General features: G+C 38.0%; 16 protein-coding genes. All 16 read right to left on the bottom strand.

Going from position 1 to position 15,604, the window contains the following annotated elements:
- Positions 1-55: 55 nt before the first annotated feature.
- Positions 56-655, bottom strand: a complete 600-nt coding sequence (locus JCM12304_RS09740; RefSeq protein WP_060680103.1) for a hypothetical protein — start codon at positions 653-655, stop codon at positions 56-58.
- A gap of 64 nt (positions 656-719) precedes the next feature.
- A complete protein-coding gene (locus JCM12304_RS09735) occupies positions 720-1,007 on the bottom strand; it encodes a TIGR04104 family putative zinc finger protein (RefSeq protein ID WP_060680101.1) in 288 nt (95 codons plus the stop codon).
- A gap of 11 nt (positions 1,008-1,018) precedes the next feature.
- Positions 1,019-1,234 (bottom strand): hypothetical protein, encoded by a 216-nt coding sequence (locus JCM12304_RS09730; protein ID WP_060680100.1) that lies wholly within the window; start codon positions 1,232-1,234, stop codon positions 1,019-1,021.
- A gap of 132 nt (positions 1,235-1,366) precedes the next feature.
- Complete coding sequence (locus tag JCM12304_RS09725) at positions 1,367-2,227, bottom strand: hypothetical protein (RefSeq protein WP_060680099.1); 861 nt, start codon at positions 2,225-2,227, stop codon at positions 1,367-1,369.
- Positions 2,220-3,161, bottom strand: a complete 942-nt coding sequence (locus tag JCM12304_RS09720) for a WD40/YVTN/BNR-like repeat-containing protein (RefSeq protein WP_060680098.1) — start codon at positions 3,159-3,161, stop codon at positions 2,220-2,222. Before JCM12304_RS09720 ends, JCM12304_RS09725 begins: the two co-directional genes overlap by 8 nt.
- A gap of 278 nt (positions 3,162-3,439) precedes the next feature.
- Positions 3,440-4,951 carry a malate:quinone oxidoreductase gene (locus JCM12304_RS09715; protein WP_060680109.1) on the bottom strand — a complete coding sequence of 504 codons (1,512 nt, stop codon included), beginning with the start codon at positions 4,949-4,951 and terminating at the stop codon, positions 3,440-3,442.
- Between the two features lie 246 nt (positions 4,952-5,197).
- Positions 5,198-5,605 carry an NUDIX hydrolase gene (locus JCM12304_RS09710; RefSeq protein WP_060680097.1) on the bottom strand — a complete coding sequence of 136 codons (408 nt, stop codon included), beginning with the start codon at positions 5,603-5,605 and terminating at the stop codon, positions 5,198-5,200.
- A gap of 57 nt (positions 5,606-5,662) precedes the next feature.
- A complete protein-coding gene (locus JCM12304_RS09705; RefSeq protein ID WP_060680096.1) occupies positions 5,663-6,163 on the bottom strand; it encodes a hypothetical protein in 501 nt (166 codons plus the stop codon).
- Between the two features lie 435 nt (positions 6,164-6,598).
- Positions 6,599-7,951: a tripartite tricarboxylate transporter permease gene (locus JCM12304_RS09700; protein WP_060680095.1), complete on the bottom strand. Its 1,353-nt coding sequence runs from the start codon at positions 7,949-7,951 to the stop codon at positions 6,599-6,601.
- Positions 7,951-8,190 (bottom strand): hypothetical protein, encoded by a 240-nt coding sequence (locus JCM12304_RS09695; RefSeq protein WP_060680093.1) that lies wholly within the window; start codon positions 8,188-8,190, stop codon positions 7,951-7,953. Before JCM12304_RS09695 ends, JCM12304_RS09700 begins: the two co-directional genes overlap by 1 nt.
- A gap of 143 nt (positions 8,191-8,333) precedes the next feature.
- A complete protein-coding gene (locus tag JCM12304_RS09690) occupies positions 8,334-8,873 on the bottom strand; it encodes a hypothetical protein (protein WP_060680091.1) in 540 nt (179 codons plus the stop codon).
- A 134-nt stretch (positions 8,874-9,007) separates the two neighbouring features.
- Complete coding sequence (locus JCM12304_RS09685; RefSeq protein ID WP_060680089.1) at positions 9,008-9,811, bottom strand: ABC transporter ATP-binding protein; 804 nt, start codon at positions 9,809-9,811, stop codon at positions 9,008-9,010.
- Between the two features lie 166 nt (positions 9,812-9,977).
- Complete coding sequence (locus tag JCM12304_RS09680) at positions 9,978-11,114, bottom strand: Ger(x)C family spore germination protein (protein ID WP_060680087.1); 1,137 nt, start codon at positions 11,112-11,114, stop codon at positions 9,978-9,980.
- Positions 11,111-12,193 carry a GerAB/ArcD/ProY family transporter gene (locus JCM12304_RS09675; protein ID WP_172675279.1) on the bottom strand — a complete coding sequence of 361 codons (1,083 nt, stop codon included), beginning with the start codon at positions 12,191-12,193 and terminating at the stop codon, positions 11,111-11,113. The genes JCM12304_RS09680 and JCM12304_RS09675 overlap by 4 nt, the downstream gene beginning before the upstream one ends.
- A complete protein-coding gene (locus tag JCM12304_RS09670) occupies positions 12,186-13,730 on the bottom strand; it encodes a spore germination protein (protein ID WP_060680083.1) in 1,545 nt (514 codons plus the stop codon). Before JCM12304_RS09670 ends, JCM12304_RS09675 begins: the two co-directional genes overlap by 8 nt.
- A gap of 421 nt (positions 13,731-14,151) precedes the next feature.
- Positions 14,152-15,594, bottom strand: coding sequence for a glycogen synthase GlgA (gene glgA, locus JCM12304_RS09665; RefSeq protein ID WP_060680080.1), 1,443 nt, complete (start codon positions 15,592-15,594; stop codon positions 14,152-14,154).
- Positions 15,595-15,604 lie beyond the last annotated feature (10 nt).

Raw genomic sequence — 15,604 nt, 5'->3', positions numbered from 1 at the left:
GATAAAAATGATCTTAATCTTTTGTACAACATATCCCTTCCTTTTTCAGCTGAAATTAATTTCTTCTTTGTTTTAATACCATCCTGTACCCGCCACCCAGCAACAAGAACATTATTGCCAAATAAATAAAAAACCCTAGATTAGTACTCTCATTAGATTCATCGTTCACATTGACAGATACTTGGTTGGTTGGCTTCTTTCCATCACCTAGTTCTGTCAAATCCTCTGTGGCCTCTGTTAACGCGGTAGTTCTGGAGCATAAGCTGACATGAAGCTTATCATCCTTTTTCGTTGCATATACTAGATACGAATTGTTTACTTTAAATTCAAACCCACAGCTTGCCGAATCTCTCTCTGTATAAACAATCACTTCTGTTTCATTTATTCCTTTCCACGTCATATCTACTTTAAGAACCGTGACAATTTGATCTGCTGATGATTGAATTAGATTATTTTCGTTCTCATCTATTTGTTTAATAACTTTACCAGCGAACACTGCTGAACTGCGTTTTAGTTCTTCTTTTGGGGGGCCGGGCTCCAGACATGAGCATGCATCACTGGTTGTCGGATAAATAGATAATGAAAAAATAAAAATTATCAGATAAGTAATCGCATGGAAAGACAATTGTAGCTTTCTTTTTCTCCTCTTCAACATAAATCTCCTTCCTCTATTTTGTCTAAAGAATTAAAAACATAGCTTTCTAGTCGTCTCATGGCACTTACCAATAGGGTTCCTTCTCATTCGACAACTCCAATATAAATGGATAACAAGCAAGTATGATAGCTACTAATAAAAAAGCCGTAATAGCTACCATTACAAACGACAGCTGGAACCAGACATTAATTGGTAATAGAAGTAACGGGATAAGCATAAACATACTACTTTTCATTCTAGAAGAAGCAGACTCGTATTGTTTTACGCCACAATAAGGACATGTTAATTTAAATAATGTTTTGATCGTTTGGCCCCAGGACCATGGATTTCCACAGTTTTGACATGCCGGCATATTGGCACCTCCTATCTTTCTGTACTTTTTCTTAATTCAATAAGACCAATACTGAATACAAGTGTACCAATCAGCATAAAGGAATGGATAAATCCGTTAAGGATAGATGGATATTCACCAGTAAGAGACTGGTCTAGATACACTATATCAACCATTTTCTCTCCTAAAGGCACACTTAATAATATGATAATTAACCCTGAGATAAAACATGAGAGTTGTTTACTCATCATATGTCCCCCCTCTAAGAAAGTAATTCAGCAGAAATTCACATTTCGAATGATATACTCCTTCATATTAACATAATATTCCATTATTAAGTTTAATTTCATAAAAAAAGATCATCACTAAGGATGACCTTTTTATTCATATTCACCTTGATACTCCAGCAAAATTGGTTCACTTTCCTCTAAGGATGCTTTATATAGCACGATATTTCCTACTGTTTTCTTGGAAGCATCTGCATGTACCTCGAAATTTTCCTTTAAGGCAATTGTCCATGCAGCTTCATGATCTTTTTTCAGAACAATAGCCAGGGTTCCGAATTGTTCGATATAATCCCATTCAAATACTTCCGTTTCACCATTATGAGTAATTGAAATACCTTCTTGATTATTTATCACTTTTGTATCCTTGGCTTGCCAGACTCCGTGGGTTTGTCCTCCTACATAATAGTAAGACGTCCCACTGCCTCGATCTCCATATGTTGCAATAAATTGCTGAATGGATTCGTCTGTTGCTTTGTACGTAAATGCTGCCACATCCTTGGCTAGCCATTTCACCTCATATTCATCGTTTATTGCATAAGGTAACTGTTCTTTTGGTCGTGCCAAAATCCCATAATAAGAACGATAATATACAGCTTCCTTTGATTGCCCATCTTGCTTAATGGAGAGTACGTGCTGCCAATCTGGTGAAACGCTTAAAATATTTTTTGTGTCTTCCATTCTGTTCACAAGCAATATACCATTAGCAATAACAAACAACGCAAAAATAATAGTGAAGCTTACCGCAATTTTTTTCGTTGGTTTTAGTAGAAACCAAATGGAAAGCATAAGACAAATAACTATAACCATATTTAAAATATAAAATAACCGATCATCTACGTAGGAAGCATCATAGCGTGCCTGGACAAACAAGCTCCCCATTTGCAAACAAAAAAATCCCAACGTGATCAGTAGAAGTACCCAGCCAAACACCTTCCTGCTTTTATTTTTATTCATTTGGCTGCACCTCCTTAGAAAAATCCCATGTCTTCCCATTATCTTTGGAAATAAATTTACCTTTGACCTTTCCTCCCAAATAATCTCCATTCGGCCCTTGATTTACTAATATGGCTAAATGATCTTCCTCCTTAACAGGCATTTCTGCTGTAACAAATACAGGTTCATATTTTTCTGGCATTTGAAAGCTTGCCATTTCCCACGATTCACCCGCATCCTCTGTAACATAAAGGTCCGGTTGGTCAGGGTTAATCGTTCCATAAGATAGAAACCCTGTTTTTTCATTTATAAACGCTCCGTCGGATATCAGCCTTGTTGTTCCTGGTGTATTTGTCTGGGTCCAAGTCTTTCCGCCATCCTCGGAAATATATGGCTGTGTGCCCTCCTGTGACATGGTTCTTCCACCAGACAAAATGACGTAAGCAAATTGATCATTTACAAAGTCTACTTTTCTAAATCGTAAAGCTGGAAAGGACTCAGTGACAATATTTTTTTCCCATGTCTTCCCCTGATCCTCAGAATAAACGATGCCAACCGTTTGGGCTTCCCAGTTTGTGCCTTCTGCGTAAAGGAAAGCAGCCCGCTTCTCAGTAAGTATATAGCTGGTGTCAATGAGTGATTGCTTGTTTCCATTGTATTCTCCTGCAAACAGTTTATCTTTTTCCACCGGGACAGTAACCCAGCTTTCTCCCTTGTCATAGGTAATATGTAGCTTTTCATTTTGCAAGGAATAACTTATCTCATCTCCATCTACTGGCCACAAATCTTCTTGTTGTGGTTCTGTTTGTGTAGTTGCGTTGGAGCTATCTTCAGGTTCTCCCGTATCCATTTGGTATTGAGGGAGTGTGTCCTCGTCTCTGTTTTCATATATAAACATTCCTGCAATCAAACCGATCAGTATGATACTTCCCAAACCTATAATTAGTGTTTTCATGAGACCTCCCCTTATTTTTAAGAATTAGTTGATGTTAGAGAAAAATACTTATATTATTTTAAAAACTGAAGTAGTGGTGTATCAGCAGTAAAGAAGATTTATCCGCAGTATAATGCAAGAATCAGCAGTAAATTAAGTATATCCGCCGCAGACTCCAGTAATCAGCAATAAAAGCGGCGGCAATCCCGCCACAGAACAGCTTTATCGAAAATCTTTAAAAAAGAACCTTCCTTCTAATATAGAAGAAAGGTTCTTTACTACTTTTTTCGTTTTAACAATCAGTTGAATACAGCTTGCTTGCCCTCTTTTTCAGTTAAGCCAAGTGCTTTTGCTGTTGTTTTATGAATATCCTTTAGGAGCTCTGGATGATCCATTAACGATAGTCCATAAGAAGGGACCATTTCTTTAATTTTTGGTTCCCATGCTTCCATATACTGCGGGTAGCAACGATTCAGCACATCAAGCATGACGTGCACAGCAGTAGATGCTCCTGGAGATGCGCCTAGTAATGCTGCAATAGAGCCATCTTCTGAAGTAATTACTTCTGTACCAAATTGCAATGTGCCTTTGCCACCAGCTTCTGTATCCTTAATTACTTGGACACGCTGACCTGCAACAACTAAATCCCAATCCTTACTCTGCGCGTCAGGAATAAATTCACGCAACTCTTCCATCCGTTTTTCCTTGGATTGCATGACTTGTGTAATCAAATATTTGGTTAGCGGCATTTGTTTCGCACCAGCTGCAAGCATGGTGAAAACGTTATTCGGTTTTACCGATGTAGCTAAATCAAACAATGACCCTGTTTTTAAGAATTTTGGTGAGAAGCCTGCATATGGACCGAACAATAAGGAACGCTTCCCATCAATATAACGCGTATCCAAATGTGGTACAGACATTGGTGGTGCACCAACTTTGGCCTTACCATATACCTTTGCATTATGCTTCTCAATAATTTCCGGATTATTACACACCATGAATAAACCACTTACCGGGAAGCCGCCAATATGTCTTCCTTCAGGTATGCCGCTTTTTTGTAATAAATGAAGACTTCCTCCACCGCCGCCAATAAAGACGAACTTGGATGTATGGAATTCCAATTTATCATTTTCCATATCATGTACTTTTACTTCCCATTTGCCGTCACTGGTCCGCTTAACGTCTTCTACACTATGCTTATAGTTGATCTCGACATTCTTGCTCTGTAAATGTTCAAATAACATGCGAGTCAATGCCCCAAAGTTTACATCTGTTCCTGTATCCATTTTCGTAGCTGCAATTGCCTCGTTTGATGGGCGGTCCTGCATAATAAGCGGTAACCATTCCACCAATGTTTTTGGATCATCGGAATATTCCATTCCCTCAAAAAGAGGATTGTTTGATAGTGCTTTAAATCGTTTCTTTAAAAAAGTTACATTGTCTTCTCCCTGCACTAAGCTCATATGCGGTAAAGACATAATAAATTGCTGTGGATCACCAATCAGATTATTGTTGACGAGATAAGCCCAAAACTGTTTTGAAACCTGAAATTGCTCATTCACTTTAATCGCTTTACTAATATCCATTGATCCATCCGGTTTTTCGGATGTATAGTTAAGCTCACATAATGCAGAATGCCCTGTACCTGCATTATTCCATACATTGGAACTCTCTTCCCCCGCTTTATCCAGTTTTTCAAAAACGGTGATGTCCCATTCAGGTACTAACTCTTTCAGAAGGGTTCCCAATGTAGCACTCATGATGCCCGCGCCAATTAAAATGACTTCTGTCTCAGTTACTCTGTTGCTCATTTTTATCAACCTTTTCCCCTAAAATTTGCAGAAAGTATGTAGGTTTAAACACGTTGCTGTAATACTCACGCGTCCAACCTCCCCCATCTCCCTTTTAACATAAATTCTAACCTCTAAAAGCATATCATAGTATTATATAATAAGTAATAGTTTCACCACTTCCTATTATATGCTTTTTGTTTCGAATTGAAAACCTACAAAACTTCTTATTTCGGGGTACTACTTTCTATATCTGCATTTAACTCCTTAAAATGATATGTAAAAAGGTTGGCACTCCAGGTTAATACAACTCTCTATCCGTTCTCTGAAATTCTTCCATGTTACCATTTCTAATCCTTCTTTCATGGGAAAATATCCCACTTTTAAGCTTTCCGGGCTTGTTGTTGGCACACCCCCAACCGGCTTTCCCATGAATAAAGTATTGCATATAGAATTACTCACATTCTGGTAAATTCCACAAAACCTTGTAATTTCTATGTCAATTCCTGATTCTTCTTTTGTCTCTCGGATCGCCGCTTCTTCTAAAGATTCTCCCTCTTCCACCTGTCCGCCTGGCATTTCCCATCCACGTCTCGGCCCTTTAATAAGCAAAATTTCATTATGCTCATTTAAGACGATGGTTGCAGCAGAAACAATATGTTTTGGCACAGACATAAAACCCCTCCTTATTAGCCAACTTTTATTCTAGTTTCTTTACCGTTTATTCTAAGTTTATGATGTTGTTGTATTTCCCTCTTTTGTTTTACTGTACAAAGTAATCGTTTCCTCTGCGTCTTCCTTTTTCTGTTTATCCCACCATTTCACAACGATATAAATTCTATTAACATCCTCAAGTGAAATTGGCTCACCCTTTGCATTTAAATATTCGCCGCCTTCCACCTTTCCGGTTGTTTTTTCTGCTATATTTACTTCTTTGCCAGAAACCGAGCCAGAATGTACCGTTATATCCTTCTCATTAATTACTGCGTGTGTATCAAAATGAAAGAAATCTGTATAATATTCTTGTTCCCCCTTCATACTTAACACGCCATGACCCGCTTCGAAGTAATTAGGTGATATTTTCACTTCATACTCATTCACATCCCATTTCGCACTATTTCCTTTTAAAAGCAAATGAAAATTCGTCTCTGCTTCTTCCTTAGTACAGGCATTTAGGGGGATAAGAATAATTAATAAACTAAATAATAAACTCATTTTTATTAATTTCCTCATTATACACATCCTTCCATTTATATTAACTTTACTCATTTAAATTCCTATTATTTCTTTCGTTTTAAAGTAATTAGTTCTGCAAAAAAACCGAAATAATTTATCAACATCCGCATCCTAATATTAACATAATATTCCACTAGTGTGAGTGAAGATTCAGAACTTATAACAGAAATTTTTATTAAATTAATTATTTATAAAGTTATCTATTGAATTGAGATAATATCAAGACATAAATTAGTCTTACCGCGACAAAACAGACTTGAACCGAGACATTTTATTAGCTTACCGCAACACCCACCTATCTACCCGCGACTAATTCACTCCTATCCGCGACACCACGCACCCTATCCGAGACAAAATCAACAATTTACAGCTTTAAAACAATTAAAAAAAGCCGTCAATCATAGATCAACGGCTATTATCTTCTGTATTTGGTTACATAAACAATCCAAGGAGCCATGGTGCTGCATAAAGAACCATAAACATAACTCCATAATTCACTCCATTTTTATATAGAAGTCCGGAGACTAGCGCAACTACAAGCGTACCTAAAATGTTAATCCAGCCAGCATCCATATATGCGAGCATGACGACAAGCCCAGCGAAAAGTCCAATTAACGCTTCATGTGGTATGTATTTGAACACAAAAGCACAAATTTGACTGGCATACTTTATCGTAATGTAGAAAGTGATGACAATCGCAATCACTGCACCAATTATTGTTGCAGTCATAATTTCTCCCATGGATAAAATATGGTGAATATTGTGTTCTGGTGTAAATACCGGAGGAGCATTAAATAATCCAGCTGCCGGTCCGATCGCCATTGGGGATAGCGGTAATCCAATCGCAATGAGCGGAACCAATGTACCCGAGATGTAGGAAGCATTTGTCAAACCATCCATTGTGGAAATTGCCCTAGATGCTCGTTGAACGGGATCCTTTATATGGCGTGTCAAAAATTCACCTAAAAATACAGTCATCCCAACAGGAGAAAGGAAAAATGTTACTGTACCAATTAAACTCCCGAGTGCAGATGTCGCTGATTCTTTATTTGTAAGTATTTTAAATGGATTAGGGAATCCTTTTTCTTTTTTTGATTTTTTTAACGTAATTTCCTTGTTACCTAGGCCGGGAAGGCTGTTTCGATGTTTTTTACTTAATAACGAAAATAAGCTAAATGCAATTGGTCCAATCGTAATACCGAGGAAGAAGGAAACAAACACAGTGGAATCCTCTGGAATAATATCCAGCCCCCAGTATAAGTGACGCAAACCTTGTATAAGTAAGGCAAATGGCACAATGATGAGTAATGACAACAATTTATTTTTGGCCATCAACGCGAGAAATACAGCACCAAGGAAAAATATTAATCCTGCATAGCTGCTTATCGTATCTGCATAAGGAAGGATCAGCTTAGCAATCAAAAAGCTTGCTGGTATGGACACAATCGTACCAATGACAGAACCGGAGGACATTTTTTTAATACTTACATCTGGCATGCCATGCTGTTTCAAAATCATTGCATGCTCCACCATTGGTGCTGCCATTACACCTCCAGGGATACCCGCAACTGCTACCGGGATGGAATCCGTAAGCTTTTTCGCAACTATCGCTGCAATAAAGAAAGCCAAAATAACATATGGACTAACTCCTACTAAAGCAAGTGCAATAGTCACTGGTGCGAGCACTGCTGTTTCATCCGTACCTGGTGCAATTCCAATTAGTGTATATAAAAGCGCTCCACCCATACTGGCTAGTATCATTTGAATAATAATAGCTGTATCCATCATTTATCCTCCTCCCCGAGAACGGTAATCCGGCGTTTAGGTTTTATCAGGATACTGCTTATAATGAAGCCAATCACACCACCGATTAGTCCTAGTATGAGTGGCTGAGGAGCATCTCCGGGTGCCAAGATGTATCCGCCGAGCGCAAAAACAATACATAAGACCATGGATAGCAATAAGTCTCGTAACTTAACGTTATCTCCCCATATTTCGATATAGTTTTTATCTTCTTTGTGCAAGAGTTAGCACCTCCATCATAAAAGTGTTCCAGTGGTATTATTTTAATCGAAATGGAGAAATTTTGCATTTAAAACCGAATTTTTGTTGTATATTACTATTTTTAAGCAATAAAAAAACACGCATTTCTCTGCGTGTTTTTTTCCTAGTTAATTTCCTTGGCTAAATTCGGAGCATGTAATCCAGCATCTTCAAATACCGGAGTCAATTTTTCATTTGTTGCATTAATTTTTTCTTCTGCTGCTGCAACGTCAATTTCTTCTTCGCCAAGTGCTTTTGCGTATGCTTCGTAAGCACCTTTTAATTCTGCCAAAGCATCATTAAATGTAGCTGTTTTATCTTCATCCAGATCTTCTACTTTGATACCTTCAATTGCTGTAACAGCTTCTTCTGCTGCAGTTATAGCATCTTCTTTTGTTGTTTCAATTGTAGCTTCAGCCTCTGGATTATTTACAGATTCCACGTACAAGTTAATTTTTGTTTGATATGGACGAACTGTTTTGGCAACATTTAGGTAATTGCTTAAAAGCGCCTTTTTAATTGCTGCTTCGCCATTTTCTCCATCATCTTTCTTTTCTGCAGTTTCCTCTGCATTTGTATCTCCACCATTTGAGCTATCTGTGTTATTTTGTGTCTGGCCACATGCTGTTAACACAAGAGCCAATAGTATGAAAATTTTCTTCATGGAATTGTACCCCCTTTTAATCAATACATTAAGTAGTCTATACGCAAGATGTGCAAAAGTAAATACAGTAGTGAAATGTTCTAAAACTTAAAAAAGGGTGATACTTTAAAGTTTTCAATTAAATGCTGATTACGTTACAAGAACTCATTATTATAACTGCCTTTTAATAATACCTGTACACGCCCATTTCTTGTATCCACATCTACTTCCCTGCCAAAAAAGCTGCTAAGAACATTGCTTGTTGCTATTTCTTTTGTCTTTCCTTTACCAAAAACTGACCCGTCCTTGAGTAGTAATGTATGTGTAAATACGGGCAGAACTTCATCCATGTGGTGGGTAACAAAGAGAATAGTAGGAGCATCTTCCGACAAAGCCAACTCCGAAATAACACGGAGGAGATCTTCTCGTGCAAGAAAATCAAGCCCATTTGTTGGCTCATCTAGAATGAGTAGCTCCGGTTTTGCCATTAACCCTCTTGCAATTAACAGTCTCTGTTTTTCACCTTGTGAACATGTTTGATAGCTTTTACCTAGCAAATGTGCACAGCCTAACTTTTCCATTAAACCCTTAGCAATTCTATAATTATCCCAGGTAGGCTGCTCATAGAGCCCAATGGATGCATATTCCCCGCTTATGACTACATTCTCTGCTAACTCGGTTCCTCCTATTCTTTCTTGTAAAGAAGAACTGACCCAGCCGATTTTTTTTCTTAACTCTCGCAAATCCGTTTTTCCAAAGGGGTGCTCTAATACACAAATTTCTCCCGACGTTGGCCAAATATAGCCGTTAATCATATTTAATAATGTCGTTTTTCCAGACCCGTTTAACCCAAGTATGGACCAGTGCTCACCTTTAGCTACAGACCAATTTATATCTTGTAAAATTGCGGTCTTTTCTCTTAACCACGATACATGCTTAATTTTCAGAATATCTGTCATTTGCTTTCCTCCCTGTTAGAAACAGAACATAAGGATCCATTGTTCCAGCTTCCTCTCTGTAAATGACTTCATTCTATCATAAAAAACAAGGATCCTATCAAAATTTATCATGGTTATCAGACAGTAGACAGCTTTTGTTCTATTTAAAAAAGCATCCTTGAAGTAATCAATAAATCCCCCCTGTTTCTGTAATGGTTACTTGGAAGGTTGGGTTAATCTTCATCTTTTTAAAATAATCCTCATGTAATTCCCTCTCAGGTAATTGTTTTGCATGGTAAGCTAACAGATCTCTTCCATAGCCAAATACATCTGAATTAACCTCCTGCAATTTTGTAATAACCTCATCAGCATCTTTATAGAGTCTTTCTTTTATTACCTTTTCTAACTCATCTGCCTTTTCTTTCTTGTATAGGTGATCTGAAGCATATTCCTGTATTTGTACTTCCAGTTGAATATGCAGATCAACAATAAATTGACCTGCTGAAGCATCATACGTTATATTTTTCTTTGTATCTGCATCAGAAATAATTACAGAAACATAATTGTATAACCAATTCTCTTTCTCTTGGTTGTCTACTTTAAATGTGAGTTCAATATTTTTTCCACGTTCCTCAGCCAAAATCATCATCATCTTTGATTGATGACCGGTGAGATTTTCGCCAGTATAGCTGCGTTTATTGAATAAAGCGAGTCCATCTAATTCTACCCCCTCGTTCTCTTCATCATAGCGAAGGAGTGGCAAACCAAAATCCCTGCCCTCATCAAATAATTGGGTACAAACCGTTTGAATCGATTGCTTCGGTATCGTTCCATTGCGTTCTTCATTATCTAATAATTCCTCAATATACTCTATAATTAAAGTTTGTTCTTTTTGCTGGATGCGATATATTTCCTCTACACTCCCTTTTACTACTCCAAGCTTAGCACCAAGCGGGCTTCGTGGGTCTCGATAAAAGGAATCAAGGAAGGGATAGATATCTATTTTAGCTAAATCTTCACTCAGTAATATCATTCTTGCTTTTCCTTCTGCAAAATCACCTGAAATACGCTTATTCAATAGGCTACGCTGCTCTCGGATCGTTGTGCCGTTAACGCTAACGATTTCGTTGGCAATTCCAGCCTTTGGATCTTTGGGAACAGAGCGAATTACTACGGTTTCTCTTAGCTTATTATCCTTACCTGGATCATACCCAATTCCGTAAATCAGACGGTTTTCCTTCAGCATTTGCTGATCCCAGCAGCCTGTGAGGGTTAGTAACATAACTGGTATAAGTAATAACAATCTGCGTTGCAGCCTCTTCATTTGCCTCGCTCCTTCCTTATAAACGAGAGAGATAATAATATAAGTGGAAGAACAAAGATAAATAGGTAGCTCGAATTAGATAGCGCTTGCACATAGTTATCAATTCCATAAATATCTTTTTCTGCAATAAATAGTACTGTAATGATTAAAAGAGCACACCATGCGACTACTTGTGCATGTGACTTTCTTTTTAAGATCGTTGTTATGCCAAATGAAGCAACATATAAGTACATAACTAATGTTGTTACAATACTTACAAACCATACAGACATAAATAAAAGATCGATTCTTTCTACTAAATCAAACTGGAATGATTTAAGCATGTAAAGCACCGGCTCAGGAATCAACTTAATTTCTGCTGGACTAAAAACTGTTATCGTAATAAATACAATAAGTGTATAGAGAATTGTAACAAACCCATTTGCAGCCAAGACGATACTATACCGTCTATATCTTTCATCTATAAATGGAAAAAGCACCAACAATAATTCAAATCCAAGCATCGAATTCGTAACTTCCTCAATGCCTTTCACAATATTATTCATACCTGCTTGGCCTACCGGTAGTACAAAACGGATGTCAAAAGAGACTAAAGCAGGGACCAGAATAAAGATGAGTAAGATAACAAATATGGCAGTAAACGTATAAAATCGAGCGATAACTTTAATATTGTCTTTAGCAAGATAATACGCCACACCAATAACTAATACGTATATAACAAGGTGAGGTGTTTTAAATAGAACCCAGCGCTTTAAAATATCAGTAAATAATAAGGTAGTTAAAAACACCATACTTAAGAAATAAACACTGTACGCTAAATTAATTAAACGACCTAAATATTTACCAACAAGTTTTGGCGCAAATTCATATAGTGTCTGTGAATTAAAGCGAGTTGCCAGCAACCAGATAACGGTAACAAATAATTGGATAGTTAATCCCGCAAGTAGAACAGATATCCATCCATCACCTTCCGCAATATTATGAACATCACGAGGTAAGGATAATATTCCAATACCTATTTGGACCTGCACCAAAATAGCAAAACTGGCCCACCATGTTAAAATGCCTTTGTTATTCATTTTTTTCATCCCATTCTCTCGGGTTTTCCGCCTGAGTAGTCCGGTAAACAGCTTGAGCATCCTTTGGTCTGCTATTGAGCATCCATGTTGGAAAACGAATGATTGTATCTTTTAATTCTTTCCATCTTAAAGGGCCAAACGGTGCAAAATAAGGAGAACCGAACGACTCTAGCTTGCACAAATGAATAACAATGATCAAAAATCCAATTACTATCCCAATTAATCCAAACAAAGCAGCCGCAAGCATTAATGGGAAGCTTAGCAATCGAATGGTTGTGCTCATTTCCGTTGAAGGCATAATGAATGATGAAATAGCTGTAATTGCTATAACAATAATCATCATATTTGAAACAAGGTTTGCATCAACTACCGCATTTCCGATTACCAATCCACCTACAACTCCAATGGTTTGGGCAACTGGATTTGGCAGCCGGATCGTCGCCTCTCTAATTAGTTCCAAAGTTACTGCCATAAATATCGCCTCTAACAGAGGTGGCACAGGTATGGGTTCCAGAGAAGATTTAATTGCAAATAATAATTCAACAGGCACGGATTCATAGTGGAAAGAAACCACAGCAATATAAAGGGCAGGCAATCCGATCGTTACAAAAAAACTAAATACGCGAATAAACCTGTAAAATGAACCGATCATTACTCTGCCGTTATAGTCATCAGGAGACTGAAAAAAGGAAATTAAAGTAGAAGGTGCGATCAAGCATGTTGGCGTTCCATTCATCATAATGCCTACCCTCCCATCCATTAAGTTAGCAATAAGACGATCCGGCCTTTCCGTATTTAGAGTTTGTGGGAATGGTGAATAGGTTCGATCTTCTATATATTCCTGTATATATCCAGGTATTTGTATAATATCCGCTGATATGGATTGTAGACGTTCTTTTACTTTTGTGATCAGCTCTTTATTTGCAAGATCATCGAAATACATAATAGCTACTTTTGTGGAAACCGTCTTTCCAAGTGTAATATATTCGACCTTTAGCTTCGGATTTTGCACTTGGTTTCTTATTATATTGATATTTGTATTTAAATCCTCAATAAACCCAATATGTGCTCCCCTGATAACCTGTTCATTAAATGGCTCTTCTGGCGGGCGATTATTTTGCTTACTTACCTTTATAAGTGTAACCTTGCTTGACTTGGGTAGAAGAAAAGCACAAAAGCCACTTGTAAGGGCTTGTACAACGTCTGGCAGTTTCATTGATTCTTTTAAATCAAGTGCTGTAATAACTTCCATTATTGGTTGTTCTTGCGCTTGCTTAATCGGTTTAATAATATGATTTTCAATTAACTCGTTATCTACGAGTGTTTCTAAATACAAGAGAAACCCACTTTTACCGTTCCAATTAATTGTTTTACATACTAAATCAGCAGTATCCGCAAAGGATTCTTTTATTATTGAAATATTTTTATGTAAATCATTTGATAATGTCTGATCAGAAACAGATTTAGTTTGATAGGGGCGCGTCTCATTTTTAAATGCATTTTTTTCTTTGTTTTTTTTTGAAAAGATATTAAACATAAAAATTTCCTTTCCAAATGTCCTTTACCTTCAGCATGCTCAATGGTGGAAGGTAATATTCAACATAGAACTAGTTATTCTTTTTGGACGTGGAATAGATTTTCTGATTTGTAGTAGAGATGGAAGTTTTTTGGGATGGGGGTGGATCATAAGAGGGGTTGGCTCTCTCATTTGAATGCTGTGCTTTCTCATTTGATTGCTACGCTCTCTCATTTGAATACTGTGCCCTCTCATATAAACGCCGGCTCTCTCATTTAGGTGCTGTGCTCTCTCATATAAAGGCTCGCTCTCTCATTTGGGTGCTGTGCTCTCTCATATAAAGGCTGGCTCTCTCATTTGGGTGCTGTGCTCTCTCATGTAAACGCCGGCTCTCTCATTTGAATGCTGTGCTCCCTCCTTCCACCAAAAAAAACAGCCATTCTTACATGGCTGTTTTCTCTTTTACTAATGACTCATATAGTTTTACGTATGCTTGCGCAGATGAATTCCAGCTGAAGTCCTGGCTCATGGCTCGCTCGACCAGCTGCTCCCATTTGCCCGGCTGATAACGGAATAGACCAACTGCTTGCTCTAGCACATATAGCATGTCATGGGCATTATAGTTGGTGAAAGTAAACCCGTAACCTGTATCTCGTAGTACATCATAGGCTGTGACGGTGTCCTTCAAACCACCAGTTTCCCTGACAATTGGTATGGTTCCATAGCGCAGTGCCAGCAGCTGGCCGATACCACATGGTTCGAATTGGGATGGCATGAGAAACAGATCGGAGCCTGCATAAATTTGCCTTGCCAATTCTTCATCAAAAAATAATTGCACTCTTAACTGCTCCGGGTATTCGCCAGCGAGGTCCCGGAAGGCCTGTTCATACTGTTCCTCTCCTGTTCCAAGCAAGATAAACTGTACATTTTGCCCGAGAATTTCGCGAAAAACACGGAGCACCAAATCGACGCCCTTTTGCTCAACAAGTCTTGTTACCATGGAAATCACAGGAATAGTACGATCAACAGCGAGATCCAACTTTTCCTGTAATCGCAGCTTATTTGCTCGTTTCCCCTCAGCATTATCATAGGACTGGAAAATAAAAGGATCTATCGCCGGATTATACTCCACTGTATCAATACCATTTACAATCCCGTGCAGTAAATCCTCACGGGTGCGCAAAAAGCCGTCCAATTGCTCCCCGTAATATGGCTGTCGGATTTCCTCTGCGTACGTCGGACTTACGGTTGTAATCAGATTTGCATATGCAAGCCCCGCTTTTAAATAACTGACATTGCCATGGAATTCAAGTCCATTCATATGGAAATATAAATCACTTAAATCCAATAAGTCGAAAAGTACCGCCTTTGGATAAACGCCTTGATAACGCAGGTTATGAATAGTAAAAACAGTCTTAATATCTGTATAGAATGGATGATTACGATAATGAGCTTTCAGCAATACACTAATCAGACCTGTTTGCCAATCATGGCAGTGAATGATATCAGTCTTCCTCGTCAGGCAGGGTAAAGCTTCCAGCACAGCACGAGAGAAAAAGGCAAATCGTTCACCATCATCAAAAAATCCGTAACTACCATGCCGTTTAAAATAATATTCATTATCAAGAAAGTAATAGGTAATATTGTCTTTTTCCAATTTTTCAATACCGCAATATTGGGTTCGCCAGCCGACAGGTACTTTCATTTGAGCTACATTTTCCATCTCCTGTTTCAAGGAAAACGGCAAATCTTCATACTTCGGCAACATGACACTTACCTCTAAACCTTGCTTCAAAAGCGCCTTTGGCAATGCTCCAACCACATCACCAAGCCCACCTGTTTTAATAAATGGCGCACACTCTGATGCCGCAAAAAGTACATGCATTTTTATCCCC

This window comes from Virgibacillus halodenitrificans JCM 12304 (genome assembly GCF_001310895.1).
Lineage (GTDB): Bacteria > Bacillota > Bacilli > Bacillales > Amphibacillaceae > Virgibacillus_Q > Virgibacillus_Q halodenitrificans.
The sequence above is the reverse complement of the archived record's forward strand: the minus strand, read 5'-3'. Positions and strand labels throughout refer to the sequence as shown.

Coding starts and splice junctions, on each gene's coding strand:
- glgA (WP_060680080.1), bottom strand. CDS start 15,594: ATGCATGTACTTTTTGCGGCATCAGAGTGTGCGCCATTTATTAAAACA.
- JCM12304_RS09710 (WP_060680097.1), bottom strand. CDS start 5,605: ATGTCTGTGCCAAAACATATTGTTTCTGCTGCAACCATCGTCTTAAAT.
- JCM12304_RS09700 (WP_060680095.1), bottom strand. CDS start 7,951: ATGGATACAGCTATTATTATTCAAATGATACTAGCCAGTATGGGTGGA.
- JCM12304_RS09670 (WP_060680083.1), bottom strand. CDS start 13,730: ATGTTTAATATCTTTTCAAAAAAAAACAAAGAAAAAAATGCATTTAAA.
- JCM12304_RS09715 (WP_060680109.1), bottom strand. CDS start 4,951: ATGAGCAACAGAGTAACTGAGACAGAAGTCATTTTAATTGGCGCGGGC.
- JCM12304_RS09730 (WP_060680100.1), bottom strand. CDS start 1,234: ATGAGTAAACAACTCTCATGTTTTATCTCAGGGTTAATTATCATATTA.
- JCM12304_RS09740 (WP_060680103.1), bottom strand. CDS start 655: ATGTTGAAGAGGAGAAAAAGAAAGCTACAATTGTCTTTCCATGCGATT.
- JCM12304_RS09705 (WP_060680096.1), bottom strand. CDS start 6,163: ATGAGGAAATTAATAAAAATGAGTTTATTATTTAGTTTATTAATTATT.
- JCM12304_RS09720 (WP_060680098.1), bottom strand. CDS start 3,161: ATGAAAACACTAATTATAGGTTTGGGAAGTATCATACTGATCGGTTTG.
- JCM12304_RS09735 (WP_060680101.1), bottom strand. CDS start 1,007: ATGCCGGCATGTCAAAACTGTGGAAATCCATGGTCCTGGGGCCAAACG.
- JCM12304_RS09690 (WP_060680091.1), bottom strand. CDS start 8,873: ATGAAGAAAATTTTCATACTATTGGCTCTTGTGTTAACAGCATGTGGC.
- JCM12304_RS09680 (WP_060680087.1), bottom strand. CDS start 11,114: ATGAAGAGGCTGCAACGCAGATTGTTATTACTTATACCAGTTATGTTA.
- JCM12304_RS09725 (WP_060680099.1), bottom strand. CDS start 2,227: ATGAATAAAAATAAAAGCAGGAAGGTGTTTGGCTGGGTACTTCTACTG.
- JCM12304_RS09685 (WP_060680089.1), bottom strand. CDS start 9,811: ATGACAGATATTCTGAAAATTAAGCATGTATCGTGGTTAAGAGAAAAG.
- JCM12304_RS09675 (WP_172675279.1), bottom strand. CDS start 12,193: ATGAATAACAAAGGCATTTTAACATGGTGGGCCAGTTTTGCTATTTTG.